This window comes from Rhodanobacter caeni, from assembly GCF_039523575.1.
GTDB lineage: Bacteria > Pseudomonadota > Gammaproteobacteria > Xanthomonadales > Rhodanobacteraceae > Rhodanobacter > Rhodanobacter caeni.
Genome location: NZ_BAAAFO010000002.1, coordinates 769220 through 795840 on the forward strand (window position 1 = coordinate 769220; position 26621 = coordinate 795840).

The following is a 26621-nucleotide window of genomic DNA, read 5'->3' on the forward strand; positions in this document are numbered from 1 at the left end:
CTGGAACGAGAGAGCCGCCCAGTCGGGCGGCTCGGCGCAGTCTCGCTTGGCTCGGCTAAGCGTGTCCCATGTTAGCAAAAACGTGGGGGTTGAGGTGGATCCAGAGTTTGCCCTTGCGCGAGTGAGCCTGGTCCGTGGCCACCCCAATTGACCCACCCCAGGTAAGGGCCTGAATTGCCCGGTCGAAGCGCCCTTGGTGACGTACAGGGCCGCACTTGCGAACCTCGCTGCGGAGGGCGGCGTACAATCCGTTCCGCCAATAGCGAGAGTGCAGATATGAGAGTAACGATCGTGCATCGCGCTGTTCCAGAGGGAGATCTGCCTTGCTTCCGAACAGGTCGACATATTCGCTGAAGTAGTACTGGAGCAGGCTCAGTGCGCGCTGCAGGCTCTCCATGCTGATGGTGTTGCCCGCAACGCCCTCGAAGTGGTGCATGCAAGCCGCCAGGCGCCCGGCGATCTCCATTGACTTTGACGCGAAGTCGCGAACGCTCTGAAATTCCCCGCCCTGTTGCAACTTCGGCTCGATGGCATTCTGAACAGTTACCCACAGTTCCTTCGCTTCGGGGGAAAAGGACAGTAGCGTCCGGGTGGTGTCGCCGGCCTCTCGGCGGCTGGCGGTTGCTTCGAGGAGATCATCCATACGCTTGTGAAACGCTTTGAGGTGGTCCCACACGGGCTCATCGAGCGACATAAAGCGGAAGCCCTGAGTCGACGCAGGCCAGCAGACCAAGAAGCGGGCGAGGAAGCCGGATTCGCGCACCGCGCCGCCACGTTTCTGCATGAAGTCCTCGAACAGCTTTTCCTGGATCATAAAGCTGACCGTTACACGGGGGTCACGTGCTTCAATGCTGTCGTCAGCGCGATCGAACGTCAGCAAGCTGGGGCCATCCCAGGCCTTATTGAGCGCTGCGATCTTGTTGGTGGCGCCGCCCTTCAACACGATGCTGCCCTCATCGCTCAGGATAGCGATGCACCTGCTATCGCCCTGAATCGCCTCCATCAGCGGGCGCTCGGTGATGCTCTGATATACGAGCCGCTGGCGCTGAGGGGGAGGCGGCTCCGCTTCGGCATGCTCCTTCAGTTCAAGGCGGAGTTCATCGGTGTCGTCCCCCTTGCTGATTGCCTTCACCAGCTTTCGCTGAAGCGCTGCATCTTTCGCCGTCCAGTAGCGCACATCCGCACGGTAAGCACTGACTGCGCGCTTGTGTTCGGTTGCTGCCTTCACATCGCGCGCGTAGATCACCGCGAGCACGATTTTGTCAGTGGCAGTCTTACGTTCGCCAGAGTCCGCGATGGTTCCAATGTAGAGTGACGAGGGGCTGATCTGACCGGAGGGGTGCAGGACGTCAACATCACTTTCCGCGCAGATCGAGAGGGCGGTCAGAAATGCCCCGGCGATGAGACCCGCTGGTGCCTGCAGGTTCGTACAGACTTCGTGGAAGGCCTTACTCACGCTGCTGTAAAAGGCGTTCTCCGGAAAGATTTTGAAGCTGGGGCGGTTCATGCTTCGCCCTCCTCGTTCGTCTCCGTGCCGGCTTTAGAATGGGCCTTGTTCGCAGACGCCATTAGTTCATTGAAGCGAGTCGGGTGCAATTTAAGACCTTTGGCTTCAAGAACCTTGAGAATCGCTTTCTGGGTGACGCTCTTCTCAAGCAGCTCGACGATCACGGGGTAGAGCAGAGCGAACAGCTGACCTTTGCGATGCTGGGCTTTCGGCTGGAGCACACGAAGAGCCGAGGCAATTTCGCTAGCCTGGGTCTCAAGATCCTGTGCCGCGCGAGCATCGAGGGGGTGATAGGTATCAATCATTATGGTTCTCCTTAGTGCCCACGGCGGGCATCGGACTTCGACTGCAGATAGGCGAGCACTTCCCACGCCCACCACGCGGAGGGCGAGCGGGTGCTGTTCCCCAACTTGAACGGCTGGGGGCGCAATGGTCATAAGTGGGGAGGCGCGGATTCAGCAGTGCGTACCACGCGCTGCGGCTCATGCCGGTCATGCGAAGCACTTCAGGGAGACGGATCGCGCGATGCAATTCCATCTCAGTAAGCGGCGGGCGGAAGTCCGCGAGGGGGTTCGTGCAGTTGTGCGCATCTGCGCTGAACTGCGGTGCTTTGTTGAGGGTATGTTTGTGCACGTTCATCGGATTGCTTTGTTTGCGCTGCGGCCTGCAGCGTCAACAAAACTATCCATGCACGCTCGATCTTGAATCACCGTCTGCATGCTGACGGGGTGATGTGTACAGATGCTCGCCTGCAGCCGACAGGGCATGGAGAGGTGTTTGAACCCTCCGGAGCCTACGGGTGACCAGAGCCCAGTGGGCAGCGGCGCTTTTCCAACTCCAAGGAGAGTTGCCAATTCCTCCTTGCACTCGTCGGTTTACCGTTTGCTGCCTAAGGGCAGCTTCGAAGGTGCGGTATTCCGTAACCTCGGAGATCTTCAGTCCTGCAAAAGAAACTTCACTATGAGGGCTTCATCGTCATCGAGGATATTCACGATCCTCAAAAAGTATCTCTTTTCAACTGACTTAATTTCTTCACCATTAACCCTGTTTCTTCTCGCGCTGCCTTTTGGCGCGCGCCTTTTCTTGCTGAACTTTGAAAAAGCTTCCGAAATATCCGGGTAAGGACCGCTTGGCATGGACCAAGTGTCTAGCAAATTTCTCAAACGAACCATTACGTCGTTTTTAAAGTTATCTTGAGTCCGTCCCTTGGTTTTTTCCGGAATCGAGGCGTCGAATTCGTCAAGCCATTCTTTTACGCTTCCCTTCTTCTTCTCTATAAGGTTATAAACTTCATCTTTTGCTTCTTTGATGCTACGGGCTGAGCCTCGCCGTTCAATGAGTTCAAGGGCGCCTAGGACGAGAGCTCTTAACTTTTCGCTGCGTCGAGAGTGCAGTAGCCGAGCTGCCCTAGAAGCATTCTGCTTCACGGAAGCGGTTGTGTTCATGCCGAGGTAATAGTAGGCGATCGGCAAAAGATGCCAAGCTCGATCTCTATTGCCCTCTAGGCACAGTCGGCGCGCCTCTTGGAAGTAAATGGCGGAGACCAAGAGGCCTTTGTATGGGTAGGGCTTGGATGGGGCCCAGTTATCGGGATAGATGTCGCCAGTAATGATGTGGTAGCGCAGCCATTCGGTCCACGAATATACAGGAGTTTCTCTGCGGTCTTCCAAAAGGGATTCAGCAAAATCCCAAAGGTTCCAGTTATCAACATCTGTCGCTCGATCAACTTGCTCCTGCCAAAGATCAATGCCGTTGTTGACGAGGAGTAGGGGGTCGACAGTGCGCTCTCCGTGAAACTCGTAAAAAAACCGGGTGGTCGGCTCTCCCGTCACGAGTGCGTTCTCGACTGATTTGCCAGTCTTGCTGCTAGACATAATCCGAGTTTCCGAAGGGTGTCTTTCTTGTTTGGAGTATTGCCGATACAGGTGGCAGCTTGGTCTATGCCTCAGGGTACGCCGATCCGCTCCAGCCGAGTGACGTGGGTGACGCGGCGTGTAAGAGTGCTTCTTAACAACACGGCCAGCCTGAGAGTGCATGCGCAACAGGGCACCTGATGCTGATCGGTGTGACGTTCGATGCAGTCCAACGAGGTCCCTGCACGTGCGAAAATGCAACGCGTCTGTTGCTTAGCAGTGAAGTAGGGCATCAGAAGAATACGCGGGTACCTAGGTGGGTATCAAAAGCCACGCTTCTTTCTTGTGGCTATAAAAATCAATTGGATACATGTCTCATGCTTCTGATGATCGACAACTACGACAGCTTCACCTACAACCTCGTGCAGTACCTGGGCGAGCTGGGGCAGGAGGTGAAGGTGGTGCGCAACGATGCGCTGGACGTGGCCGGCATCCGTGCGTTGCGGCCCGAGCACATCATGATCTCGCCGGGGCCGGGCACGCCGGACGATGCCGGGGTGACGCTGGATCTGCTGCGCGGCCTGGCCGGCGAGATCCCGGTGTTCGGCGTGTGCCTGGGGCATCAGGCGATCGGGCAGGCGTTCGGCGGCAAGGTGATTCGCGCCAAAGAGATCATGCACGGCAAGATTTCGCCGGTGCGCCATCGCGGTCAGGGCGTGTTCGCGGGCTTGCCCGATCCGTTCGAGGCCACGCGCTACCACTCGCTGGTGGTCGAGCAGTCGTCGCTGCCCGACTGCCTGGACGTCACCGCATGGACGGAAAACGCGGATGGCTCGATCGACGAGATCATGGGCCTGCGCCACAAGGCCTTGCCGATCGAGGGCGTGCAGTTCCACCCCGAGTCGATCCTGACCCAGCATGGCCACGACCTGTTGCGCAATTTCCTCGGCCTGCCGCTGAAGCTCGCCGCATGAGCATGCCGGCCGAGGACATGGCGATCACGCCACGCGAGGCGCTGCAGCGCACGATCGAGCACCGCGAGATCTTCCACGACGAGATGATCTCGCTGATGCGCCAGATCATGCGCGGCGAGGTGAGCGCGCTGATGACGGCGGCGATCATCACCGGCTTGCGGGTGAAGAAGGAAACCATCGGCGAGATCACCGGCGCGGCGCGCGTGATGCGCGAGCTGTCGCTGAAGGTGCCGCTGGCGGGCACCGACGATCGCCACCTGCTGGACATCGTGGGTACCGGCGGCGATGGCGCGTCCAGCTTCAACATCTCCACCGCCTCGATGTTCGTGGCGGCGGCCGCGGGCGCGCGCGTGGCCAAGCACGGCGGGCGCAGCGTGTCGTCGAAGTCGGGCAGCGCCGACGTGCTGGAAGCGCTGGGCGCGGTGATCGATCTGGCGCCGGCGCAGGTGGCCCAGTGCATGGCCGAGACCGGCATTGGCTTCATGTTCGCGCCCAACCATCATCCGGCGATGAAGATCGTGGCGCCGGTGCGCAAGGAAATGGGCGTGCGCACGCTGTTCAACATCCTGGGCCCGCTGACCAATCCGGCCGGCGCGCCGAACATCCTGATGGGCGTATTCCATCCCGACCTGGTCGGCATCCAGATCCGCGTGCTGCAGGCGCTGGGCGCGCAGCGGGCGCTGGTGGTGTGGGGTCGCGACGGCATGGACGAGATTTCGCTGGGCGCGGCCACCATGGTCGGCGAGCTGCGCGATGGCGTGGTGCGCGAATACGAGGTTGAGCCGGAGGATTTCGGCCTGGCGATGGCCTCCAGCCGCAACCTGCGGGTGGAGGACGTCGGCGAATCGAAGGTCATGCTGCGGGATGCGCTGCAAGGCCAGCCGGGCGTGCCGCACGACATCGTCTGCCTCAACGCCGGCGCAGCGCTGTATGCCGCCGGCGTCACCGACGGCATCGACGCCGGCATCGAACGCGCCAGGGCGGCGATTGCCAGCGGCGCCGCCCGTGCGAAAATGGACGCGTTCATCGCCACGACCCGCCGCCTTGCCGGTTTGGCTTAGCGGCGCCTACCCCCATAGCGAGCACGCCATGACCGACATCCTCAACCGGATACTTGCCCGCAAGCAGGAGGAGATCGCCGAGCGCAGCGCCCAGCTGTCCGTGGCGGAGCTGACGGCGCGCATCGCGGACCTGCCGCCCACCCGCGGGTTCGCCGCGGCGATGGAGGCGAAGATCGACGCCGGGCTGCCGGCGGTGATCGCGGAGGTGAAGAAGGCCAGCCCCAGCAAGGGCGTGATCCGGGCCGATTTCGATCCGGCCGCCATCGCGCGCAGCTACGAAGCCGCCGGTGCCGCCTGCCTGTCCGTGCTGACCGACAAGGATTTCTTCCAGGGCAGCGAGGCCTTCCTGCAGCAGGCGCGCGCCAGTTGCTCGCTGCCGCTGCTGCGCAAGGATTTCATCATCGATCCCTACCAGGTGCACGAAGCCCGCGCGATCGGTGCCGACTGCATCCTGCTGATCGTGTCCGCGCTGGAAGACGACGCACTGCTGGAGCTTTCGCTGCTGGCGTCCGAGCTAGACCTGGACGTGCTGTGCGAGGTGCACGACGAGGAGGAACTGGAGCGTGCGCTGGCGCTGCCAGTGCCGCTGATCGGCGTCAACAACCGCAACCTGCGCACCTTCGAGACCTCGCTGGAAACCACGCTGTCGCTGCAGGCCCTGATGGAATACGACCGCATCATGGTGGCCGAGTCGGGCATCCACACGCCTGAAGACGTGGCGCGTTTGCGCGAGGGCGGCGTGCAGGCCTTCCTCGTTGGCGAGGCCTTCATGCGGGCGGAGAACCCGGGCAGCGAACTGCAGCGGTTGTTCGCCACCGCCTGATCGCCATGTCCCCCGATGAAACGCCCCCTCCGGCGCTGCCGCCGGACTCTGCCGCCGCGCGCGTGGTGCTGTTCGATTTCGATGGCGTGCTGATGCACGGCGATGCCTTCGCGCTGTTCGCGCGCGAACGCTATGCCCGTTCGCTGGGCTGCAAGCTGATGGCGCTGCTTTCGGCGCCGGGGCTGATCCTGCTGCTGCCGTTTTCGCGCAACTGGCCGCTACGCCTGCTGGCGCGGATCGCCTTGCTGGGCATGAGCGAGCACACGTACCAGCGCCGGGCCGAGGCGTTCGCCGGGCTGCTGGTGCGCCGGCCGCGCCAGTTCTGCCGCGACGGCATTCGCGCGCTGCGCCAGCATCAGGCCGCGGGTGACCGCGTCATCGTGGTCACCGGCTGCGAGCATCACCTGGTCAGCAGCATGCTGGCCCAGCTTGGCCTGACTGGTATTGAAATCGTCGCCTCGCAACTGCGCCCCAGCTGGATCGGCATGCGCCTTCGACGCCACAACGTGGGCGCGCGCAAGGTGCAGTCGCTGGCGCAATACGGCGTCACCGCGTGGCAGCTGGCCTACAGCGATTCGCTGCAGGACGCGCCGATGCTGAAACCGGCGGGCGAAGCCGTACTGGTCAACGGCACGCCGCGCTTGTGCAAGAAGGTGGAAAAGGCGCTGGGCCGCGCCGTGACGCGGGTGGAGTGGTGGTAGGAGCGCACCCTGTGCGCGATGCTTTTGCGGTTTTCGATTCCCGGCAGAAAAGCATCGCGCACAGGGTGCGCTCCTACTTCCAAGCCGGTGCCGGTCGGCACGGCTTCAGCGCGTGCCACGCACCACGATGGTCTTGCCGGACACGTCGATCATGCGCTGTTCTTCCAACTGCTTCAGCACGCGCCCGACCATCTCGCGCGAGCAACCCACGATGCGGCTGACTTCCTGGCGCGAGATGCGGATCTGGGTGCCGTCGGGGTGGGTCATCGCGTCCGGCTCCTGGCACAGGTCCAGCAGCGTGCGCGAGATGCGGTTGTTGACGTCCATGAAGGCCATCCGGCTCACCTGGCGCGAGGTGCGCAGCAGCCGGTGGGTGAGCTGCGAGCCGATCGCGCAGAGGATCTTGGGGCATTCCTCGCGCAGCGGGCCTTCCATCAACTGGAACAGCCGCTCGTAGCTGACCTCGGCCATCTCGCACGGCGTGCGCGTGCGCACCACCGATTCGCGCGCCGCCTGCGCCACGAACAGGCCCATCTCGCCGATGAACTGGCCGCGGTTGATGTAGGCCAGGATCAGCTCGCGGCCTTGCTCGTCTTCCGTGCACACGGCCAGCGAGCCGTCGATGACGTAGTACAAGGTGTTGGCCGGATCGCCGGGACGGATGATCGCCGTCTTGCCCGGGTAGCGCCGCCGATGGCACAACGCCAGGAAGCGTTCCATCGAGGCGGGATCGGGGGCGAAGCCGGCGGGAGTCTGCGAGCTTTCGAAGGCTTGCTGGAGCAGGTATTTGAGCTGGGCCAATTCGGTATCCCCCTATTTGTCGTTCACGCGCCTGCCGCGGTGCCGTTTTGTCGCTTCCTGCCACCGGCGAACCATTATGGCAAACCCGGCCGCGTTGCGGAGGTTCTGTTTTACCGCCTTTTGCCCCATACTTCGCGGTCTTTCGGCGGCGCCGAGCCCGTGCCTGCCGATCGCGAGGGTCGCGTCAGGTTACCGCCTGCGCTTCAATACGATTCAGCGGGGACCCTTGTCGCTAACCCGCCTCTACAGCTGACCGAACCTTTCGGTCATGGAGAGCCGCCCGTGGTCAAACCCCTTCCCCGTCTGCGCCTGCAGGGTTTCAACAACCTGACCAAGGCGTTGAGCTTCAACATCTACGACATCTGCTACGCGGTGTCGGAGGAGCAGCGCGGCCGCTACATCGAGTATATCGACGAGCAATACGACGCCGACCGCCTCACCCAGATCCTCACCGACGTGGCCGAGATCATCGGCGCCAACATCCTCAACATCGCGCGCCAGGATTACGACCCGCAGGGCGCCTCGGTGACGATGCTGATCTCCGAGGAGCCGGTGGTGGAGAAGCTGGGCCGCGACTCGATCGCCGGCGCCGTGGTGGCGCACATGGACAAGAGCCACATCACCGTCCACACCTATCCGGAAACGCACCCGCACAACGGCATCGCCACCTTCCGCGCCGACATCGACGTGGCCACCTGCGGCGTGATCTCGCCGCTGAAGGCGCTGAACTACCTGATCGACAGCTTCGAATCGGACATCGTGGTGTGCGACTACCGCGTGCGCGGCTTCACCCGCGACGTGAAGGGCAAGAAGCACTTCATCGATCACAAGATCAACTCGGTGCAGGACTACCTGGCCAAGCACATCCGCCAGAAATACGAGATGTTCGACGTCAACGTGTACCAGGAAAACATGTTCCACACGAAGATGCACATCAAGGACTTCGACCTGGACACCTACCTGTTCGAGTCGCACGCCGACGACCTGTCGTTCAAGGAGCGCCAGCGGATCGAGTCGCTGGTGAGCCGCGAGATCGAGGAACTGTTCCACGGCCGCAACCTGATGTGACGAAAAAACCCGCCGAAAGGCGGGTTTTTTCTGCGACGTGGTCGCGCTCGGCGTCAGGCAGGTTCAGTGCGAATCGCGCGGCACCTCGCTGCCGCTGCCGCCGACCAGGATGTCAAGGTCGGCGCCGAGGTTGGCCTGCTGCACGTGGTCCACGTAGAGCTTGTACCAGCCGCGTTTGGGCGCCTCCGGTGCTTTCCACAGCGCGCGCCGCCGCGCCAGCTCCTCGTCGCTGACGTCGAGGTGGATGCGCCGCGCCGCCACGTCCAGCTCGATCATGTCGCCGTTCTGCACCAGCGCCAGCGGGCCGCCGGCGGCGGCCTCGGGCGAGGTGTGCAGCACCACGGTGCCGTAGGCGGTGCCGCTCATGCGGCCGTCGGAGATGCGCACCATGTCGGTGATGCCGCGCTTGAGCAGCTTGGGCGGCAGCGGCATGTTGCCCACTTCGGCCATGCCCGGGTAGCCGCGCGGGCCGCAGTTCTTCAGCACCATCACGCAGTGCTCGTCGATGTCCAGCGCGTCGTCGTCGATGCGCGCGTTCAGGTCCTCGATGTTCTCGAACACCACCGCGCGGCCGCGATGCTGCAGCAGGTGCGTGGAGGCCGCCGACGGCTTGATCACCGCGCCATCGGGCGCCAGGTTGCCATGCAGCACGGCAATGCCGGCCTCGGGCTTGAACGGTTCGGCGGCGGTCATGATGACGTCGCGGTTCCAGCACGGTGCGGACTTCACGTTCTCGCCCAGCGTCCTGCCGTTCACGGTCAACGCATCGAGATGCAGGTGCGGCGCGATTTCGCGCAGCACCGCCGGCAGACCGCCGGCGTAGTAGTAGTCCTCCATCAGGTGCTCGCCGGAGGGCTGCAGGTTGACCAGGCAGGGCAGCTTCGAGCCCAGCTCGTCCCAGTCCTTCAGTGTCAGCGGCACGCCCAGGCGCCCGGCCATGGCCAGCAGGTGGATCACCGCGTTGGTCGAGCCGCCGATGGCCGCATTGGCGCAGATGGCGTTCTCGAACGCCTGGCGCGTCATGATCTTCGACATGCGCATGTCCTCGTGCACCATCTGCACGATGCGCCGTCCGCTGAGCTGGGCGAGGCGGTAGCGGCGCGAATCCACGGCGGGAATGGCGGCGTTCTCGGGCAGCGACATGCCCAGTGCCTCGACCATGTTGGCCATCGTGGACGCCGTACCCATCGTCATGCAGGTGCCGCCTTTGGAGCGGTGCATGCAGGACTCGGCCTCGACGAAATCCTCCTGGTCCATTTCACCGGCGCGCACCATTTCCGACATCTTCCACACGCCGGTGCCCGAGCCGATCTTCTGCCCGCGCCAGCGGCCGCTCAGCATGGGGCCGCCGGAGACGCCGATGGTGGGCAGGTCGCAACTGGCCGCACCCATCATCAGCGATGGCGTGGTCTTGTCGCAGCCCATCAGCAGCACCACGCCGTCGATCGGATTGGCGCGAATGGATTCCTCGACGTCCATGCTGGCCAGGTTGCGGAACAGCATCGCGGTGGGGCGCATCTGCGTCTCGCCCAGCGACATCACCGGGAATTCCAGCGGGAAGCCACCGGCCTCGTAGACGCCGCGCTTGACGTACTCGGCCAGCTCGCGGAAATGCCCGTTGCACGGCGTCAGTTCCGACCAGGTATTGCAGATGCCGATCACCGGGCGGCCATCGAAAAGGTCGCTGGGGTAGCCCTGGTTCTTCAGCCAGCTTCGGTAGAGAAAGCCGCTCTTGCCCTCGTGGCCGAACCAGGATTGGCTGCGTCTTTTCGTGTCTTTCGGTGAAGTCATGGCTGAACGATGTCCTTTGCTGGGATCCGCTTGCGTACCGGTGAAAACCGGCTTTGGAAAGCCTGAACACGCCGTCTTTCGCCGGAATGACGAGCAAGGGCTTGTTCGGGCCTTCCTTTACAGGCGGCAGACTACAGGGCATATTGATACAAATAAAATAATATTTGCAGCAATATTGATACACATAATCGTATCGAGAGAACGGTGGAGTTCTTACCATGCAGGCATCATCCGCTCAGCCGCATGACAGCGGCTCGTCCCCTGGCGACGCGCTTTATCCGGACCTGCGATCGCGGCGGGTCTTCATTACCGGCGGCGGCAGCGGCATCGGGGCGGCACTGGTGGAGGCCTTCGTGCGCCAGGGTGCCAAGGTGGCGTTTGTCGACATCAACGGCGAGGCGAGCGAGGCCCTGGTCGAGCGGTTGCGCGCCCGGTATCCCGGCTCCGTGCCTTGGTGGCGGCGTTGCGACGTGACCGACGTGCCGTCGCTGCAGCTCTCGATCGCCGACGCGGCGCAGGCGTTGGGCACCTTCGACGTGTTGGTGAACAACGTGGCCAGCGACGACCGCCACACGCTCGACGAGGTCACGCCCGACTACTGGGACCAGCGCATCGGCGTCAACCAGCGCGCGGCCTTCTTCGCGATCCAGTCGGTGGTGCCGGGCATGCGTCAGCTGGGGCACGGCTCCATCATCAACCTGGGCTCGACCGGCTGGCAGACCAAGAATGCGGGCTATCCCTGCTATGCCACCGCCAAGTCGTCGATGAACGGCATGATGCGCGGCATGGCCAAGGCGCTGGGCGAGCATCGCATTCGCATCAACGTGCTCAGCCCCGGCTGGGTGATGACCGAACGCCAGATCACCCAGTGGCTGGATGCCGAGAGCGAGAAGGAGCTGATGAAGAACCAGTGCCTCCCCGACAAGGTGATGCCCGAGGACATCGCGGCGATGGCGCTGTTCCTGGCCTCGGACGCCTCGCGCGCCTGCACGGCGCAGGAGTTCGTGGTCGACGCGGGCTGGACCTGAGCGCCGCCGTCAATCGAGTCGCGGCAGCCCGTAGACGTCGCCGGCGGCCTGTTTCAGCGCCTTCAGCATGCACTCGGCCGCCGGCGACAGCAGCCAGTCCTTGCGCGTGATGATGCCGAAGTCGTCCATCTTGCAGGCCAGCTCCACCGGCACCTGCGATACGATGCCGTGCGCGACGTAGTACTCGGCCGCGTCGGTGGGGATCACGCTGATGTAATCCGTGCGCCGCAGCATGTTGAGCACGAACACCAGCGCCGTCGATTCGATCAGCCGCTCGGGCAAGGCCAGCCCCGCATTGTGGAACAGCAGCTCGAACCGGTGCCGCAGCACGCTGCCGGGCGGCGGCACGATCCAGCCGTAATGCGCCATGTCGGCCAGGGACGGTTCCTGCAGCGCAAGCAGCGGGTGGTCGGGGCGCACGATGGCGCAGATGTTCTCCTCGGCCAGCGCCTGGTAGTGCAGCTGGCTCTTGTCGTGGCGGGCAAAAAGCCGGGCGACGAGGATGTCCAGCTTGCGTTGCGCCAGACGCTCCATCAGCACGTCGCTGCTCTCCACCAGCATCGAGACGCGCAGCAGCGGCCGCTCCTGCACCGCGCGCTTGATGGCCTCGGGGATCAGCGTGACCGCCGGCCCCTGGATGGCGCCCACGCGCACGGTGCCGGCGTAGCCTTCCTTCAGCGACTCGATCTCGGCGCCGGCCTCCTCGAGGCTGGCCAGCGCGATGCGCGCATGGCGGATCATCACCTCGCCGTACAAGGTGGCCCGCATGCCGCGCGGCATGCGCTCGAACAGCGGCACCTCCATCAGGTCTTCCAGATCTTTCAGCAATTTCGACGCCGCCGGTTGCGACACGTCCAGCGACTCCGCCGCCCGGTGGATATTGCCCTGCTCGTCGATGGCGACCAGCAGCATCAATTGCCGCGTCTTCAGTCGCGCGCGCAGAAACCACGGTTTTTCCTGGGACACGATGGGCGCTCCGGCGCGCAAAGATATGTTTTTACGTATCAGATGACTTAAAAGCCATATTTGTTGTGTATACATGGCCCCGGCAGAATGGGCAATGATCGGGAGCGGCCGTGTCAGGTTTGGCTCCCGCTGCCCGGCGTGGCCGGGCGCGTTCTCAAGCTGTCGGGATGATGTGCGTATGCGATTGATCCAGTTCATCGACGATGTCCGGACGCAACGGGTGGGCGTGGTCGATGCCAGTGGCGCCACCGTGCAGGCGTTGGCCGGTGCCCAGACCATGTATGCCCTGGCGCAGGAGGCGCTGGCCTCGGGCCAGTCGCTGGCCGCCCTGGTCGGCGCGCGGCCGCGCGAGGAGGCGTTCGACTACGCCGAACTGCTTGCCAACGGCCGCGTGCTGCCGCCGCTGCAGCATCCCGACCCGGCGCACTGCCTGGTGACCGGCACCGGCCTTACCCACACCGGCAGCGCCGCCACCCGCGACGCCATGCATCAGCAAGCCAAGGCGCAGGTGGAGGAGGAAACGCTCACCGACTCGATGCGCATCTTCCGCTGGGGCCTGGAAGGCGGACGCCCGACCGGCGGTCGCCCCGGCGTGCAGCCGGAGTGGTTCTACAAGGGCAACGGCCACATCGTGGTGGGTGCGGGCGCGCCGTTGTCGTCGCCCGGGTTCGCGCTGGACGGCGGCGAGGAGCCGGAGCTGGTCGGCATCTACCTGGTCGACGACGCGGGTACGCCGCGGCGCCTGGGTTTCGCGCTCGGCAACGAATTTTCCGACCACGTCACCGAACGGCAGAACTACCTGTATCTGGCCCACTCGAAATTGCGCCAGTGCGCGGTGGGCCCGGAGCTGTGGACGGGCGAGCTCCCCGACGACCTGCGCGGGCAGAGCCGCATCCGCCGCCAGGGCAAGGTTATCTGGGAAAAGCCCTTCGTCACCGGCGAGGCAAACATGTGCCACACGCTGGCCAATCTTGAATACCATCACTTCAAGTACGCCGCCCACCGTCGTGCGGGCGACGTCCACCTGCATTTCATGGGCACGGCCACCCTGAGTTTCGCCGACGGCGTCCGCGTGGAGCCGGGCGACGAGTTCGAGATCGACCTGCCTGCGATGGGCGCGCCGCTGCGCAACACGCTGCAGGTGGTGGACGAGGATTTTTCGATCGGTGGCGTGCGGCCACTGTAGACGCTGGAGCGTCATGGCCGGGCCGTGCCGGGGTGGCAGGGCGGCGAAAGAACGGCGGCGACACGGACGCGACGCGGCATCTCCTGCAGCACAGGACAAGGGCGACCGGCGCGGTGGCCAGAGGTCGATGGATCGGCGTTGCGCGTGCATCCCGCGGGGGCGGGCGACATCGGTATCGACAGCAACACCCAATCGGTGGGGAAGGGGAAGACCATGTATCAATCCGACAGCGAGGCAAGCGCCATGACACCACTCGACGTGCCCGCCGGTCAGCATAGAAAGCCGCTGCCCATCATCTACATCGTTGGCCCCATCGCCGCGCTTGCCGGCCTGTTGTTCGGCATGGACATCGGCGTCATCTCCGGCGCATTGCCGCTGATCGCCGAGGCGTTCCACGCCTCCGACCTGGTCCAGGAAATGATCGTCAGCGCGATGATGGCCGGCGCGGCCGTCGGTGCGATCGGCGGTGGCTGGCTGTCGCATCGCTTTGGCCGCCGGGTCACGCTGCTGATCAGCGGCCTGGTGTTCGTGGTGGGTGCGGTGGGTTGCGCCGTGGCGATGTCGACGACCACGCTGATCGTGATGCGCGGCCTGCTCGGCGTCGCCGTGGGCATCTCCTCCTACATCGCCCCCATCTACCTGTCGGAGATGTCGCCCGAACGCAACCGCGGCGCGCTGATCGCCTGTTACCAGTTGTCGATCATGATCGGCATCCTGCTCGCCTACCTGATCGGTGCGGGGCTGAGCTACTCCGGCAACTGGCGCATGATGCTGGGGTCGATGGCGCCGCTGGCGGCGATCCTGGTGGTGACGATGTTCTTCCTGCCCACCAGTCCGCGCTGGCTGATGTCCAAGAAGCGCGATGACGAGGCGCGCGCCGTGCTGCTGCGGCTGAGGGAAAACGATCCGGTCGTCGCCGAAGCGGAAATGGCGGCCATCCGCGTGAGCCTGCAGGTGGAGGGCAACGGTTTCCGGCTGTTCCGCACGAATCCGAATTTCCGCCGCTCGACCTACCTGGGCATGCTGCTGCAGTTCATGCAGCAGTTCACCGGCGCCAACGTGATCCTGTACTACGCGCCCAAGATCCTGGGGCTGGCCGGCATCGCCACCGGCGCCAACCGCATGTGGGGCACGGTCGCCATCGGCGCGTTGATGGTGCTGGCCACCTTCATCGCCATCCACCAGGTCGATCGGCTGGGCCGCAAGCCGCTGCTGTATATCGGCTACTCGGTCATGGGGCTGTGCATGCTGGGCATGGCGGCACTGTTCCATGTGGGGCTGGGGCACGGGCATTCGGCCGGCGTCGCCATCGCCCTGCTGGTGGCGTTCGTGATCGCCTACGCCATGTCCGCCGCGCCGGTGGTGTGGATCCTGTGCTCGGAAATCCAGCCGCTGAACGGTCGCGACTTCGGCGTGTCCTGCTCGACGGTGACCAACTGGGTGAGCAACTTCGTGGTCGGCGCCACCTTCCTGTCGCTGCTGACGGCGCTGGGCAGCGGGCAGACCTTCGCCCTCTACGCGGTGCTCAACTTCCTGTTCATCGGCCTGGTCTGGCGGCTGCTGCCGGAGACCAAGGGCGTGACCCTGGAGAACATCGAACGCAAGCTGATGGCCGGTGTACGCCTGCGCGACATCGGCATCTGACGCCGCGCCCCGCCGCCGGTCGGCTGGCGGGGCGCCCATGGCATCCCCACTGCGAGGAGTTGGTCCGTGAAGAATCCCCATCGTCACCTGATGCTGAGCCTGGCCTGCGCGCTGCTGCTTCCCGGCGCGGCGCTGGCCACGTCCGCCACGCGCTCGAATTTCGGCGCGATGCCCGACGGCCGCACGGTCGAGGCGGTCAAGCTGCAGAACGGACACGGCACCAGCGTCACGGTGATCTCGTACGGCGCGCGGGTGCAGTCGCTGCTCACGCCTGATCGCGATGGCCACGTGGCGGACGTGGCGCTGGGCTACAACACGATGGACGGCTATCTGTCCAAACGTCAGTTCTTTGGCGCCACCGTGGGCCGCTTTGCCAACCGCATCGACAAGGGCCAGTTCACGCTTGACGGCGTGCGCCACCAGCTCACCCTCAACGACGGTCCCAATTCCCTGCACGGCGGCACCGAAGGCCTCGATACGCGGTTGTGGAAGATCACCGCCGTCGCCCAGGGTCCGACGGCCAGCGTCACCTTCAGCGACGTCAGCCCCGATGGCGACCAGGGCTACCCCGGCCGCTTGACGGTCACGGTCACGTACTCGCTGAGCGAGGACAACCAGCTGACCATCGACCACCGCGCCACCACCGACAAGACGACCATCGTCAACCTCTCCAACCACACCTACTGGAACCTCGACGGCGAAGGTTCGGGCACGGTGATGGACCAGAGGCTGACGATCCCGGCCGACGAGATCACGCCGGTGGACGACACGCTGATCCCCGCCGGCGCCTTCCTTGCCGTGGCCGGCACGCCCTACGATTTTCGCCAGGCCAAGGCGATCGGCAAGGACATCCGCGATGGCCGCTCGGCCCAGCTGATGACCGGCAAGGGCTACGACATGAACTGGGTGATCAGCCGCGCGAAGAGCGCCAGGCCGCGACTGGTGGCGCAGGTGGAGTCGCCCGACAGCGGCCGCGTGCTGCGCCTGTATTCCGACCAGCCGGGCCTGCAGTTCTATTCCGGCAACTTCCTCGACGGCACCACGGTGGGCAAATCCGGCCACACCTATCGCCAGGGCGATGCCTTCGTGCTGGAGCCGCAATTCTTCCCGGACACGCCCAACCATCCCGAGTTCGGCTCGGCCGTGCTGCGGCCGGGGCAGGTGTACGAAAACCGCATGGTCTATCGTTTCTCGACCGACAAGGTCGGCAAGTAATACGGGCGGTTTGCAGGTTGTGACGAAGACCCCGCGCAAGCGGGGCTTTTCCTGTCAGGCGTTCGCCTTGATGAAATCGATGAAGGCGCGCAACGGTGCCGGTACCAGCCGCCGGCCGGGATAATACAGAAAGGGGCCGGGGAACGACGGCCACCACGGTTCCAGCACCGCTTCCAGCGCACCGCTGTCCAGTTGCGGGCGGATCCAGTCCTCGAACATGGCCACGATGCCGCAGCCGGCGACCGCCGCGTCGACGGCCAGGTCGGAGGCGCCGCCCATGCGCACCACCAGCGGCCCGGTCGGTTCCACCAGCACGGTTTCGCCGTCCTTCTCGAACTCCCAGGCGGGCATGTTGCCGCTGGCGAAGCGACCGCGCAGGCAGGCATGGGCAAGCAGGTCGCGCGGATGCTGTGGGCGGCCGTGAAGGTCCAGGTACGCCGGCGACGCGGCCGTGGCGAAGCGCTGCACGCGCGGCCCGATCGGCACCGCGATCATGTCCTGCTCCAGCCGTTCGTCGTAGCGGATGCCCGCGTCGCAACCGGCGGCCAGCACGTCGACGAAGCTTTCGTCGGTGATCACTTCCAGGCGGATGTCGGGATAGGCGGCCAGGAACGGCGGCACGATCGCCGGCAATACCAGGCGCGAGGCACTCATCGGCACGTTGAGCCGCAAGGTGCCGGCGGGGCGCTCGCGAAAACGGTTGACCACATCCAGCGCGCCCTCCACCTCGGCCAGGGCCGGGCGCAGCCGTTCCAGCAAACCCTGGCCGGCTTCGGTGGGTGCCACGCTGCGGGTGGTGCGATGGAGCAGGCGCACGCCGAGCTGCGATTCGAGTCGGCGCACCGCCTCGCTGAGCACCGACGCGCTGCCGCCGCTGAGGCGCGCCCCTTCGCGGAAGCCTCCCGCGCCGGCCACGGTCACGAACGCGTTCAGATCGGCCAGGTTGGGTTTCATCGCACTCTCCGCTGGGGTCGCCATTGTGCGGAAAACGGCACAAGTCGTGCGGATTGTCACCGCTTATCGCGCTATCCGGCAGGCCCTACGCTTGGAGAAAGTTTGAACACGCCTTTGCTCGTCATTCCAGCGAGGCGCTCCTCAACGGCCGAAGGGCCGGCCAAGCTGGAATCCAGTGTCTTCGAGAGGTTGCTGAGGCGCTGGATGACCAGACATTCGTCTGTTGAAAAGCTCCTCCAGTTTTCGCTGGGATGACGATTGTTCAGACCATCATTGGTTCCCCCTGACAGGAGATAGCTCATGTCCCCCATCACGAAATCCGGCACGTTCCCGCTCGGCGATCGCCGCGTCCATCGACTGGGCTACGGCGCGATGCAGTTGGCGGGCCCCGGCGTGTTCGGGCCGCCGCGGGATCGCGACGCGGCGCTGGCGGTGTTGCGCGCGGCGATCGAGAGCGGCATCGACCATATCGACACCAGCGATTTCTACGGTCCGCACGTCACCAACCGGCTGATCCGCGGAGCGCTGCATCCGTATCGCGACAATCTGCTGATCGTCACCAAGATCGGCGCGCGCCGCGACGACAAGGGCGGCTGGTTGCCGGCGTTCTCGCGTCAGGAGCTGACCGCCGCCGTGCACGACAACCTGCGCCACCTGGGGCTGGAGGCATTGGACGTGGTGAACCTGCGGGCCATGTTCAGCGCGCATGGGCCTGCCGAAGGCTCGATCGCCGAGCCGCTCGCGGTGCTGGCCGACCTGCAGCGCCAGGGCCTGGTGCGCCAGATCGGCCTGAGCAATGTCACGCCCAGCCAGATCGCCGAAGGCTGCGGCATCTGCGAGATCGTCTGCGTGCAGAATCTCTACAACCTCGCGCAGCGCGACGACGACGCGTTGATCGACGAGCTGGCCCGCGACGGCATCGCCTACGTGCCGTTCTTCCCGCTGGGCGGGTTCACGCCGCTGCAATCCTCGACCTTGTCGGCCGTGGCCGCGCGCCTCGATGCCACCCCGATGCAGGTGGCGCTGGCGTGGTTGCTGGCGCGCTCGCCGAACATCCTGCTGATCCCCGGCACGTCGTCGGTCGATCATCTGCATGAGAACCTGGCGGCGGCGGAGCTGGTGTTGCCGCAGGACGTGCGGCGCGAACTGGACAGCGTGGCGAAGGCCGCCTGAGGGCTCTCCAGGGTGGTGGCGGTCGCCACCTTCACGCCTGTCGCCCTAGGCTCTGGCCATGCGCGCGTGGCTGCTCCTGATCCTTCTCGGTTCGCTCATCGCCCTGGCGTGGGTGCGTGGCTGGCGCCCGCCGGATCGCTACAACCCGTGGGCGCCGCTGGATCTTCGGGCCGAGCCGGACCCGTTTCTGCGTTACAAGCTGCGCCGCCTCGCGGCCGATCCGCCGCGTTGCCTGGCCGCGTTGCAGCGGGCGGGAGCGCGCTTCACGTCAGTCGATGATCGCCATGGCCCGGGCGGCTGCGGCTGGCATGACGCCGTGCGTCTTCGCGGTACCGGCGTGGCCGTGCTGTCGAGCCCGGCGGTGATGGCGTGTCCGCTGGCGGCCACACTGGTGCTGTTCGACCGCGATGCGCTGCAGCCGGCGGCGCGCTCGGCGTTTCAGCAGCCGGTGGTGCGCATCGACCACGTGGGCAGCTATGCCTGCCGCAATGTCTATCACCGCAACGATGCGCCGCTCAGCCGGCATGCCCGGGCGCAGGCCATCGACATCACCGGGTTTCGGCTGGCCGATGGCAAGCAGGTGCGGATCGGCGAGGCTTGGGGCGATGGCACGCCCGCAGGCCGGTTTCTTCATCGCGTGCGTGCCCGTGGCTGTGCGGTCGTCGGCATGTTGCTGGGGCCGGATTACAACGCCGCCCACCGCACGCACTTCCACATCGAGGCGTCTGGTTGGGGTTATTGCCCTGGCGGAGGCACGGCTCAGAGGCGGTAGGCCACCGTCTTCATCACCATCGAGCTGGCGTGCATCAGTTGCGGCAACGGAAACCGCAGCGCGATGCCGCCGCGTTGCTGGGCGGCGTCGGCATGGCGGATTTCGTCGGCCTGCATCCGGGTCAGCACGGCGCGCGAACGCTCATCCGCGGCCGGCAATTTCTCCAGGTGCTCGGCCAGGTGCGCTTCCACCTGGTGCTCGGTCTCCACCACGAAGCCCAGGCTGACCGGATCGCCAACCAGGGCCGCTGCCGCGCCGATCGCATAGCTGCCCGCGTACCACAGCGGATTGAGCAGGCTGGGGCGGCTGTGCAGTTGTAGCAGCCGCTGCGCGCACCAGGCCAGGTGATCGGTTTCCTCCGCCGCCGCATGCAGCAGGTGGGCGCGATTGGTTTCGTCGCGGGCCAGCGCGGCCTGGCCGACATACAGCGCCTGCGCGCAGACCTCGCCGGTGTGGTTGACGCGCATCAGGCCCGCCGCGTGGCGGCGCTCGGCGTCATCCAGCTCGGCTTCGGCAATGCCGTTGGCCGGTGACGGGCGCGTAGCCATGGGCATGCCGGCGATCGCTTCCAGCGCGCGCTCGCAGCGTTCAAGCAGGCGGTCGAGGGGGCTCAGGGTGCGAACGTTCATGGGGTGCCTGTTGAGAATGTCGGGGTGGCCGGTGTCGGGTCGAGCCGGCAGGTCAGCGGATGCGGCAGCGGCCGGCGCCGGTTCGCCAGCCGACGATGCGCCCGGCGGAAGCGGAAGTAGGGGACTTTTCAAGCGACCTGCCCGTCATGCTATCATTGCCAGCTCACAGCCCGCCGGTCGGTGGGCTTGCGCCACGAGTGACGGCTCCGCTATCATCTCGCGCCTTTGATCCACCGATGACGCGTACCGCCACCCATGGCGGCATACCAGGTATTTGAAATGAAAACGTTTAGCGCCAATGCAGACAACGTCAAGCGCGACTGGTTCGTGGTCGACGCCGCGGGCAAGACGCTCGGTCGCCTGTCGACTGAAATCGCTCGTCGTCTGCGCGGCAAGCACAAGCCGGAATACACCCCGCACTGCGACACCGGCGATTATATCGTGGTGATCAACGCGCAGCAGGTGCACGTCACCGGCGCCAAGCTGGACGACAAGAAGTACCACCGCTTCACCGGTTACGTCGGCAACCTGAAGACCACCAGCCTGAAGGACCTGCTGGCGACCTACCCGGAGCGCGTGATCGAGATCGCCGTCAAGGGCATGCTGCCGAAGAACCCGCTGGGCCGCGAGATGTACCGCAAGCTCAAGGTCTATGGTGGCGCCGAGCATCCGCATACCGCACAGCAGCCGCAGGCGCTGGAAATTTAAGGAACCGACATGGCAATCCAGCAGAATTACGGCACCGGCCGCCGCAAGACCTCCGCCGCCCGCGTGTTCCTGCGCAAGGGCAGCGGTGCCATCGAAGTCAACGGCAAGTCGCTTGAGCAGTTCTTCGGTCGCGAAACCTCGCGCATGATCGTGCGCCAACCGCTCGAACTGACCGAGAGCACCGAAAAGTTCGACATCAAGGTGACGGTCGCCGGCGGCGGCATCACCGGCCAGGCCGGCGCCATCCGCCTGGGCATCGCCCGCGCGCTGATCGAATACGACGAAAGCCTGAAGTCGCCGCTGCGCAAAGCCGGTTTCGTGACCCGCGATGCGCGCGAAGTGGAACGCAAGAAGGTCGGCCTGCACAAAGCCCGCCGCGCCACCCAGTTCTCCAAGCGCTAAGTCACCAGCGCATCGGCACGCTGCAGCAAGGTCAGAGCGCAGCCTGCCACCGGTTCTTGGGAGATCGTCTAATGGTAGGACAACAGACTCTGACTCTGTTTATCTAGGTTCGAATCCTAGTCTCCCAGCCAAAACAAAAAGACCGCCCTCGTGGCGGTCTTTTTGTTTTTGGTTGGGGTACAGGAGTCAACCACGTTCGACAATTTTGTCTGGAACAAAATTGGACAGCCGCAGGCTGGCCCCGCGAAGCGGGGTTGGTCCCATGGATGGGACCAACAATCCTAGTCCCCCATGCAACCTGAGCCGTCTTCCCTGCCGAGCTTTTTTTCTGGTTGGGAAACATGATGTGCCACGTCACTCGGCACGTCCCGTGCCTCGCCCTTCGGGCCATCGGCTGCGCCGATGTTCGCTCCGGCATCCTGCCTCCGCAGTCGACAATCTTGTCTGGAACATTGTGGACAGCCGCAGGCTGGCCCCGCGAAGCGGGGTTGGTCCCATGGATGGGACCAACAATCCTGGTCCCCCATGCAACCTGAGCCCTGTTTCTTGGCGGTATCTCTTGGTTGGGACACGGAGCCGAACCACATTACTAGGCACGTCTCGCGCCTCACCCTCCAGGCCACCTGCCCTCGATCCTCCTCCCGCAGGCATCCACTTTTCCCCGCCTGACCCGTCCCCGGACGCCGCCCCACTTTTGCTCCCCTCCCGCAACAAAGTAACATTCACTCCTTTGCCTCGCGGAAAACCATGACCAACCCCGATACAAGCAAGGCACCCGGACAGGCCGATGTGCGTACCGTTGGCAGCACAGACGCGCTGCCGGTGGCGCCGGCGCTGGGTTTGTCGCTGGATGCGGCGCGGATGCCGCGCAAGTCCACCCTGGTCACGCACCGCATCCTGTTGATCAGCGTGCTTGCCATCGCGCTTGGCGTGCTGGCGGCCTGGGCGGCGCAGCTGCTGATGTTCATGATCAACCTGATCACCGACCTGGTCTTCTATGGCCGCGTGTCCGACGTGATCGGCCCCACGGCGCGCGAGGGCTCGTTCGTGCTGTCGCCGGCGGGCAACCAGTTGGGCGCCTGGGTGATCCTGGTTCCGGCGATCGGTGGTTTGCTGGCGGGCATCATGGCGCGCTGGGGCTCGCGCGCGATCCAGGGCCACGGCATTCCCGAGGCGATGGAGCAGATTCTCACCAATGAATCGAACATCCCCGCGCGGATGACCTGGTTGAAGCCGGTGTCGTCGGCGTTCGCGATCGGCACCGGCGGGCCGTTCGGTGCGGAAGGGCCGATCATCTCCACCGGCGGCGCGCTGGGTTCGCTGCTGGGTCAGCTGCTGCACGTGACCGCCAACGAACGCAAGGTGCTGTTGGCGGCGGGTGCGGCGGCCGGCATGGCGGCAGTCTTTGGTGCGCCGGTGGCCTCGCTGGTGCTGGCGGTGGAGCTGCTGCTGTTCGAGCTGCGCCCGCGTTCGCTGATCCCCGTGGCGCTGGCCACGGTCACCGCGGTCGGCATCCGCTACGCCACCTACGGTGCCGCGCCGGTGTTTCCGATGCCGAACGTGGCCGAGCCCGGCGGCTTGGCGCTGATCAGTTTCGTGCTGGTGGGCGGTCTGGTCGGTTTCGCCTCGGTGTGGGTCACCAAGGCCGTTTACGGCGTCGAGGATCTGTTCGCCAAGCTGCCCATCCACTGGATGTGGTGGCCGGCGATCGGCGCGCTGATCGCCGGTTTCGTCGGCTGGATCGAGCCGCGCACGCTGGGCGTCGGCTACGACAACATCGATGCGCTGGTGCAGGGGCATTTCGGCCTCACCGTGCTGCTCAGTTTCGGTGCGCTGAAGTTCATTTCGTGGGTGATTGCGCTGGGCAGCGGCACGTCCGGCGGCACGCTGGCGCCGCTGTTCATGATCGGCGGCTCACTCGGCGCGGTGGTCGGCATCGGCATCAATCACTGGGTGCCCGGTGCCCACCTGGACATGGGTATCGCCGCGCTGGTGGGTATGGCGGCGATCTTCGCCGGTTCGTCGCGGGCGCTGCTGACCGCCGTGGTGTTCGCCTTCGAAACCACGCGCCAACCCGCGGCGCTGCTGCCGTTGCTGGGTGGCTGCACGGCGGCGTACCTGATTTCGGCGGTGATGATGCGCAACACCATCATGACCGAGAAGATCGCCCGCCGCGGCGTGCGCGTGCCGTCGGAATACGCGGCGGATTACCTCGACCAGGTGACGGTCGGCGCGGCCTGCGCCCGCGACGTGTTTTCGCTGCGCGCGGATCAGACCCTGGCCGAGGTGCGGCGCTGGCTGGGCGAGGGCGCGCCCGAAGCGCAGCACCAGGGTTTCCCGGTGGTGGATGCCAGCGGCAAGGTGTGCGGCGTGCTCACGCGCCGCTCGCTGCTCGATCCGCAATGGCACTACACGCTGACGGTGGGCGAGCTGGTCACGCGTCCGCCGGTGACGGTGAAGGAGAGCCACTCCCTGCGCGAAGCGGCCGACCACATGGTGGCCGAGCAGGTGGGCCGGCTGATCGTGGTGAGCCAGACCGCGCCGCACCGGCTGGTGGGCATCCTCACCCGCGGCGACATCCTGTCGGCGCACGCGCGGCGGCTGCGCGAGGCGCGTCTGAAGGATCGCCACATCAAGCTCGGCAAGCATCGCGGTTCGGCGTCGCACGCCTGAGATGCGGCCACCGGCGCGGCGCGTCGGTGGCGACAGGTCGGGCTAGATTTCCCGGTCGCCCAGCAGTACCACGTCGGCCGGACGTCGCGCGAACAATCCCACGGTGACCACGCCGGCCAGCTGGTTGAGCTCGCTTTCCAGCGCGACCGGGTCGGCGATGCGCCAGCCGTGCACGTCGATGATCCAGTTGCCGTTGTCGGTGACCACGCCGTCGCGCCACACCGGCTGGCCGCCCAGTTTCACGATCTCGCGCGCGACCAGGCTGCGCGCCATCGGGATCACCTCGATCGGCAGCGGAAAGGCGCCCAGCAGGTCCACCTGCTTGCTGGAGTCGATGATGCAGACGAACTTCCGCGCCGCCGCCGCGACGATCTTCTCCCGCGTCAACGCGGCACCGCCGCCCTTGATCAGCCGCTTGTGCGGATCGCATTCGTCGGCGCCGTCGATGTACAGCGACAGCGGCCCGGCGGCGTTGAGGTCGAGCACGGGGATGCCCAGCCGGGTCAGGTGCGCCGTGGATTGCTCCGAGCTGGAGACGGCACCCTGGATGCGATGGCGCAGATCGGCCAGCGCCTCGATGAAAAACGCCACGGTGGAACCGGTGCCCACGCCGACGATGCTGCCGTCCTCCACGTAGCGGATGGCGGCCTCACCGGCCTGGCGCTTTTCGTTGGCGTTGCTCATGGGGTCCCCTCGGCATAAAGAACGCCATGATCGTCGATTTGACGCGCGATGGCACGAGCGCACCGAGGGGCGACTCAATAGCGATCGTATTGAATCCATCGGTCTGCCGATGGCTCTATCCGATAAATGTACGGTATCATGCCGTACACAGGAGACTCGCCATGGCCACAACCGCCGACCGCCTCGACCTGCGCCTCAGCGCCGAGGACAAGACCCGCATTCGCCGTGCCGCGGCCCTGCATGACATGCCGCTGGCGGCTTTCGTGCGTGAAGCCGCTCTACGCGAGGCCGATACCGTCATCGCCCACCCGCCCAAGGCGCGGCCCGGCAGCCTGTCCGCCCGCCTGCGCGGCCGCGCCACCGCACGCCTGGGCACCGACGAAATCATGCGCCTCACCCGCGGCACATGAGTCGCGTACTGGTGGACGCCAACGTCCTGCTGGACGTGCTTACCGACGATCCGAAATGGTACGGCTGGTCGGCCGCCCAACTGGACGCCTGTGCCGCCAGCGGCGAGCTGTGCATCAACCCCATCGTCTACGCCGAGGTTTCGGTCGGTTTCGAGCGCATCGAGCAACTCGATGATGCCCTGTCGCCCGACAGCTTTACTCGCCTGGAACTGCCATGGGAAGCGGGCTTTCTCGCCGGCAAGGCTTTCCTGCAATACCGCCGCGCCAGAGGCATGCGACGTTCACCGCTACCGGACTTCTACATCGGCGCCCACGCCGCCATCGAAGGCTTGGCGCTGCTGACGCGCGATGCGAGGCGGTATCGCACGTACTATCCGACGCTGGAATTGATCTGTCCGTGAGCCCGCGCGTGGAGCGCTCTCCAACGTCAGATCGTCGAGGCCTGCAAATCCGATGGATTCAGGTGTGCTCGCGGCGCGTCATTCCAACCCGATGATGTGCTTCCAGTGCCGTGCCTCAACCGGCTGTACCGACAGCCGACTGCCCTTGCGCAGCAGCACCATGCCGTCCAATGCAGGATCGGCCTGAAGTTCCTTGAGGCTGATCGTGCGCTCGAGCTTCTTCACGAACTTCACGTCCACCAGCATCCAGCGGGGGTTGTCGCGGGTGCTGCCGGGGTCGAAGTATTTGCTCTTGGGATCGAACTGGCTGGGGTCGGGATAGGCTTCCGTCGCCACCTTGGCGATGCCGACGATGCCGGGCACGGCGCAGTTGGAGTGGTAGAAGAAAACCTTGTCGCCCGGACGCATGCCGTCGCGCATGAAGTTGCGCGCCTGGTAGTTGCGCACGCCGTCCCAGGCTTCCTGCTTCTTGCGTTTCAGGTCGTCGATGGAGAACGTGTCGGGCTCGGATTTCATCAACCAGTAGTTCATGCGCTCGCCTTGGTATCGGGTTCGCCGTTGCAGTCGATCAGCTCGCGCTCGGTGGCGATGAAATCCAGCGCCACGTCCCACGGTTCGGCGTCGATCGCGTCCAGTTCCTGGAACGCGTAGCCGATGCCCACCAGCAAGGGTTCGGTGGGCCGCATCTGGTCCTTGAGGAAGGCGAAGCTGCGATCGTAGTAGCCGCCGCCGTAGCCCAGCCGGTGGCCGCGGCGGTCGAAGGCCAGCAGCGGTACCAGCACCAGATCGAGCTGGAACGGCGCGAACCAGGTCGTCGGCGCCACCGGTTCGGGGATGCCGTGGCGGTTCGGTTGCACCGCGTCGCCTGCCTGCCACGGCGCGAACCGCAACTGCCGGTCGGCGCCGACCACCGGCAGCAGGAATTGCTGCTCACGCGCGGCCAGTGGCGGGATCACCACGTTCAGCGGCAGCTCGCCATTGCTGGCCCAGTAGCCGGCCACGCGGGCGTCGGTAAAGTATTCGGGCAGTTGTTCAAGCGTGCGCCGCAGGCCTTGCGCGGCGGTGATGCGCTCCAGCGGCGTGAGTGCGCGGCGGCGCTCGGCCAGTTGCTGGCGAAGTTCGCGGCGTTGGGCGGGGGCGTCCACGGGTCGCGTATCTCCGATCGAAAGGCGCCCCGTCCGTCGGGTGACGAACGGG

29 protein-coding genes and 1 tRNA gene are annotated in these 26621 nt (G+C 65.2%); 17 read left to right on the forward strand and 13 right to left on the reverse strand.

The window, feature by feature from the left end:
* Positions 1–55 precede the first annotated feature (55 nt).
* The 4 genes from ABD017_RS07815 to ABD017_RS07825 form a co-directional block, all read right to left on the reverse strand.
* Positions 56–1507 carry a YfjI family protein gene (locus tag ABD017_RS07815; protein ID WP_343881840.1) on the reverse strand — a complete coding sequence of 484 codons (1452 nt, stop codon included), beginning with the start codon at positions 1505–1507 and terminating at the stop codon, positions 56–58.
* On the reverse strand, positions 1504–1812 hold the full coding sequence (locus ABD017_RS07820) for a hypothetical protein (protein ID WP_343881842.1): 309 nt from the start codon (positions 1810–1812) through the stop codon (positions 1504–1506). Before ABD017_RS07820 ends, ABD017_RS07815 begins: the two co-directional genes overlap by 4 nt.
* A complete protein-coding gene (locus ABD017_RS16770) occupies positions 1805–2146 on the reverse strand; it encodes an AlpA family phage regulatory protein (RefSeq protein WP_425543683.1) in 342 nt (113 codons plus the stop codon). Before ABD017_RS16770 ends, ABD017_RS07820 begins: the two co-directional genes overlap by 8 nt.
* A gap of 296 nt (positions 2147–2442) precedes the next feature.
* Positions 2443–3381 (reverse strand): hypothetical protein, encoded by a 939-nt coding sequence (locus ABD017_RS07825; RefSeq protein WP_343881844.1) that lies wholly within the window; start codon positions 3379–3381, stop codon positions 2443–2445.
* Positions 3382–3737: 356 nt separating this feature from the next.
* On the opposite strand from ABD017_RS07825, the gene ABD017_RS07830 reads away from it, so the two are divergent.
* The 4 genes from ABD017_RS07830 to ABD017_RS07845 are packed head-to-tail and all read left to right on the forward strand — an operon-like array spanning position 3738 to position 6919.
* Complete coding sequence (locus tag ABD017_RS07830; protein WP_343881846.1) at positions 3738–4334, forward strand: anthranilate synthase component II; 597 nt, start codon at positions 3738–3740, stop codon at positions 4332–4334.
* A gap of 17 nt (positions 4335–4351) precedes the next feature.
* Entirely contained in the window at positions 4352–5395 is a 1044-nt protein-coding gene (gene trpD / locus ABD017_RS07835) for an anthranilate phosphoribosyltransferase (RefSeq protein WP_425543698.1), read from the forward strand.
* Between the two features lie 28 nt (positions 5396–5423).
* Entirely contained in the window at positions 5424–6218 is a 795-nt protein-coding gene (trpC, locus tag ABD017_RS07840; protein WP_343881850.1) for an indole-3-glycerol phosphate synthase TrpC, read from the forward strand.
* A 5-nt stretch (positions 6219–6223) separates the two neighbouring features.
* A complete protein-coding gene (locus ABD017_RS07845) occupies positions 6224–6919 on the forward strand; it encodes an HAD family hydrolase (RefSeq protein WP_343881852.1) in 696 nt (231 codons plus the stop codon).
* A 105-nt stretch (positions 6920–7024) separates the two neighbouring features.
* Here the strand turns inward: ABD017_RS07845 and crp are convergent, their stop codons facing one another.
* The gene (gene crp, locus ABD017_RS07850; protein ID WP_343881854.1) at positions 7025–7720 is read right to left on the reverse strand and encodes a cAMP-activated global transcriptional regulator CRP; all 696 of its coding nucleotides are present in this window, start codon (positions 7718–7720) and stop codon (positions 7025–7027) included.
* A 282-nt stretch (positions 7721–8002) separates the two neighbouring features.
* Here crp and speD point away from each other — a divergent pair, with 282 nt between their 5' ends.
* Positions 8003–8788 (forward strand): adenosylmethionine decarboxylase, encoded by a 786-nt coding sequence (gene speD / locus ABD017_RS07855; protein WP_056084842.1) that lies wholly within the window; start codon positions 8003–8005, stop codon positions 8786–8788.
* A gap of 63 nt (positions 8789–8851) precedes the next feature.
* Here speD and ABD017_RS07860 read toward each other — a convergent pair whose 3' ends face one another.
* Positions 8852–10579, reverse strand: a complete 1728-nt coding sequence (locus ABD017_RS07860; RefSeq protein ID WP_343881857.1) for an IlvD/Edd family dehydratase — start codon at positions 10577–10579, stop codon at positions 8852–8854.
* Positions 10580–10797: 218 nt separating this feature from the next.
* Here ABD017_RS07860 and ABD017_RS07865 point away from each other — a divergent pair, with 218 nt between their 5' ends.
* Positions 10798–11607 (forward strand): SDR family NAD(P)-dependent oxidoreductase, encoded by an 810-nt coding sequence (locus tag ABD017_RS07865; protein ID WP_343881859.1) that lies wholly within the window; start codon positions 10798–10800, stop codon positions 11605–11607.
* Between the two features lie 9 nt (positions 11608–11616).
* On the opposite strand, the gene ABD017_RS07870 is transcribed toward ABD017_RS07865, so the two are convergent.
* Positions 11617–12573, reverse strand: a complete 957-nt coding sequence (locus ABD017_RS07870; protein WP_343881862.1) for a LysR family transcriptional regulator — start codon at positions 12571–12573, stop codon at positions 11617–11619.
* 178 nt (positions 12574–12751) lie between these two features.
* Here ABD017_RS07870 and araD1 point away from each other — a divergent pair, with 178 nt between their 5' ends.
* The 3 genes from araD1 (at position 12752) to ABD017_RS07885 (ending at position 16618) form a co-directional block, all read left to right on the forward strand.
* A complete protein-coding gene (gene araD1, locus ABD017_RS07875; protein WP_343881864.1) occupies positions 12752–13759 on the forward strand; it encodes an AraD1 family protein in 1008 nt (335 codons plus the stop codon).
* A gap of 213 nt (positions 13760–13972) precedes the next feature.
* The gene (locus ABD017_RS07880; RefSeq protein ID WP_343881866.1) at positions 13973–15403 is read left to right on the forward strand and encodes a sugar porter family MFS transporter; all 1431 of its coding nucleotides are present in this window, start codon (positions 13973–13975) and stop codon (positions 15401–15403) included.
* 66 nt (positions 15404–15469) lie between these two features.
* The gene (locus ABD017_RS07885) at positions 15470–16618 is read left to right on the forward strand and encodes an aldose epimerase family protein (RefSeq protein ID WP_343881868.1); all 1149 of its coding nucleotides are present in this window, start codon (positions 15470–15472) and stop codon (positions 16616–16618) included.
* 54 nt (positions 16619–16672) lie between these two features.
* Here the strand turns inward: ABD017_RS07885 and ABD017_RS07890 are convergent, their stop codons facing one another.
* Together ABD017_RS07890 and ABD017_RS07895 are read right to left on the reverse strand one after the other, a co-directional pair.
* Positions 16673–17551 carry a LysR family transcriptional regulator gene (locus ABD017_RS07890; protein ID WP_343882225.1) on the reverse strand — a complete coding sequence of 293 codons (879 nt, stop codon included), beginning with the start codon at positions 17549–17551 and terminating at the stop codon, positions 16673–16675.
* Positions 17552–17643: 92 nt separating this feature from the next.
* Positions 17644–17874, reverse strand: a complete 231-nt coding sequence (locus tag ABD017_RS07895) for a hypothetical protein (RefSeq protein ID WP_343881870.1) — start codon at positions 17872–17874, stop codon at positions 17644–17646.
* Between ABD017_RS07895 and ABD017_RS07900 the strand changes: the two genes are divergently transcribed.
* Together ABD017_RS07900 and ABD017_RS07905 are read left to right on the forward strand one after the other, a co-directional pair.
* Complete coding sequence (locus ABD017_RS07900; protein ID WP_343881872.1) at positions 17873–18745, forward strand: aldo/keto reductase family oxidoreductase; 873 nt, start codon at positions 17873–17875, stop codon at positions 18743–18745. The two genes, ABD017_RS07895 and ABD017_RS07900, sit on opposite strands and share 2 nt — an antisense overlap.
* Positions 18746–18803: 58 nt before the next feature.
* Positions 18804–19517: an extensin-like domain-containing protein gene (locus ABD017_RS07905; protein WP_343881874.1), complete on the forward strand. Its 714-nt coding sequence runs from the start codon at positions 18804–18806 to the stop codon at positions 19515–19517.
* On the opposite strand, the gene coq7 is transcribed toward ABD017_RS07905, so the two are convergent.
* The gene (coq7, locus tag ABD017_RS07910; RefSeq protein ID WP_343881877.1) at positions 19505–20146 is read right to left on the reverse strand and encodes a 2-polyprenyl-3-methyl-6-methoxy-1,4-benzoquinone monooxygenase; all 642 of its coding nucleotides are present in this window, start codon (positions 20144–20146) and stop codon (positions 19505–19507) included. The genes ABD017_RS07905 and coq7 overlap by 13 nt on opposite strands.
* A 279-nt stretch (positions 20147–20425) precedes the next feature.
* Between coq7 and rplM the strand changes: the two genes are divergently transcribed.
* From rplM to ABD017_RS07930, 4 genes are all read left to right on the forward strand, one after another.
* Positions 20426–20854, forward strand: coding sequence for a 50S ribosomal protein L13 (gene rplM, locus ABD017_RS07915; RefSeq protein WP_056085180.1), 429 nt, complete (start codon positions 20426–20428; stop codon positions 20852–20854).
* Positions 20855–20863: 9 nt separating this feature from the next.
* A complete protein-coding gene (gene rpsI, locus ABD017_RS07920) occupies positions 20864–21256 on the forward strand; it encodes a 30S ribosomal protein S9 (protein WP_343881881.1) in 393 nt (130 codons plus the stop codon).
* Positions 21257–21313: 57 nt separating this feature from the next.
* Positions 21314–21387: transfer RNA gene (locus tag ABD017_RS07925), tRNA-Gln, on the forward strand.
* Between the two features lie 616 nt (positions 21388–22003).
* Complete coding sequence (locus tag ABD017_RS07930) at positions 22004–23929, forward strand: chloride channel protein (RefSeq protein WP_343881883.1); 1926 nt, start codon at positions 22004–22006, stop codon at positions 23927–23929.
* Between the two features lie 42 nt (positions 23930–23971).
* On the opposite strand, the gene rpiA is transcribed toward ABD017_RS07930, so the two are convergent.
* Positions 23972–24613, reverse strand: a complete 642-nt coding sequence (rpiA, locus tag ABD017_RS07935) for a ribose-5-phosphate isomerase RpiA (RefSeq protein WP_343881885.1) — start codon at positions 24611–24613, stop codon at positions 23972–23974.
* A 161-nt stretch (positions 24614–24774) separates the two neighbouring features.
* On the opposite strand from rpiA, the gene ABD017_RS07940 reads away from it, so the two are divergent.
* Together ABD017_RS07940 and ABD017_RS07945 are read left to right on the forward strand one after the other, a co-directional pair.
* Positions 24775–25023 carry a type II toxin -antitoxin system TacA 1-like antitoxin gene (locus ABD017_RS07940; protein WP_343881887.1) on the forward strand — a complete coding sequence of 83 codons (249 nt, stop codon included), beginning with the start codon at positions 24775–24777 and terminating at the stop codon, positions 25021–25023.
* Entirely contained in the window at positions 25020–25424 is a 405-nt protein-coding gene (locus ABD017_RS07945) for a type II toxin-antitoxin system VapC family toxin (protein ID WP_343881889.1), read from the forward strand. The genes ABD017_RS07940 and ABD017_RS07945 overlap by 4 nt, the downstream gene beginning before the upstream one ends.
* A gap of 78 nt (positions 25425–25502) precedes the next feature.
* Here ABD017_RS07945 and ABD017_RS07950 read toward each other — a convergent pair whose 3' ends face one another.
* Positions 25503–25955 (reverse strand): EVE domain-containing protein, encoded by a 453-nt coding sequence (locus ABD017_RS07950; protein WP_343881890.1) that lies wholly within the window; start codon positions 25953–25955, stop codon positions 25503–25505.
* Positions 25952–26569, reverse strand: coding sequence for a 5-formyltetrahydrofolate cyclo-ligase (locus ABD017_RS07955; protein ID WP_343881892.1), 618 nt, complete (start codon positions 26567–26569; stop codon positions 25952–25954). Before ABD017_RS07955 ends, ABD017_RS07950 begins: the two co-directional genes overlap by 4 nt.
* Positions 26570–26621 lie beyond the last annotated feature (52 nt).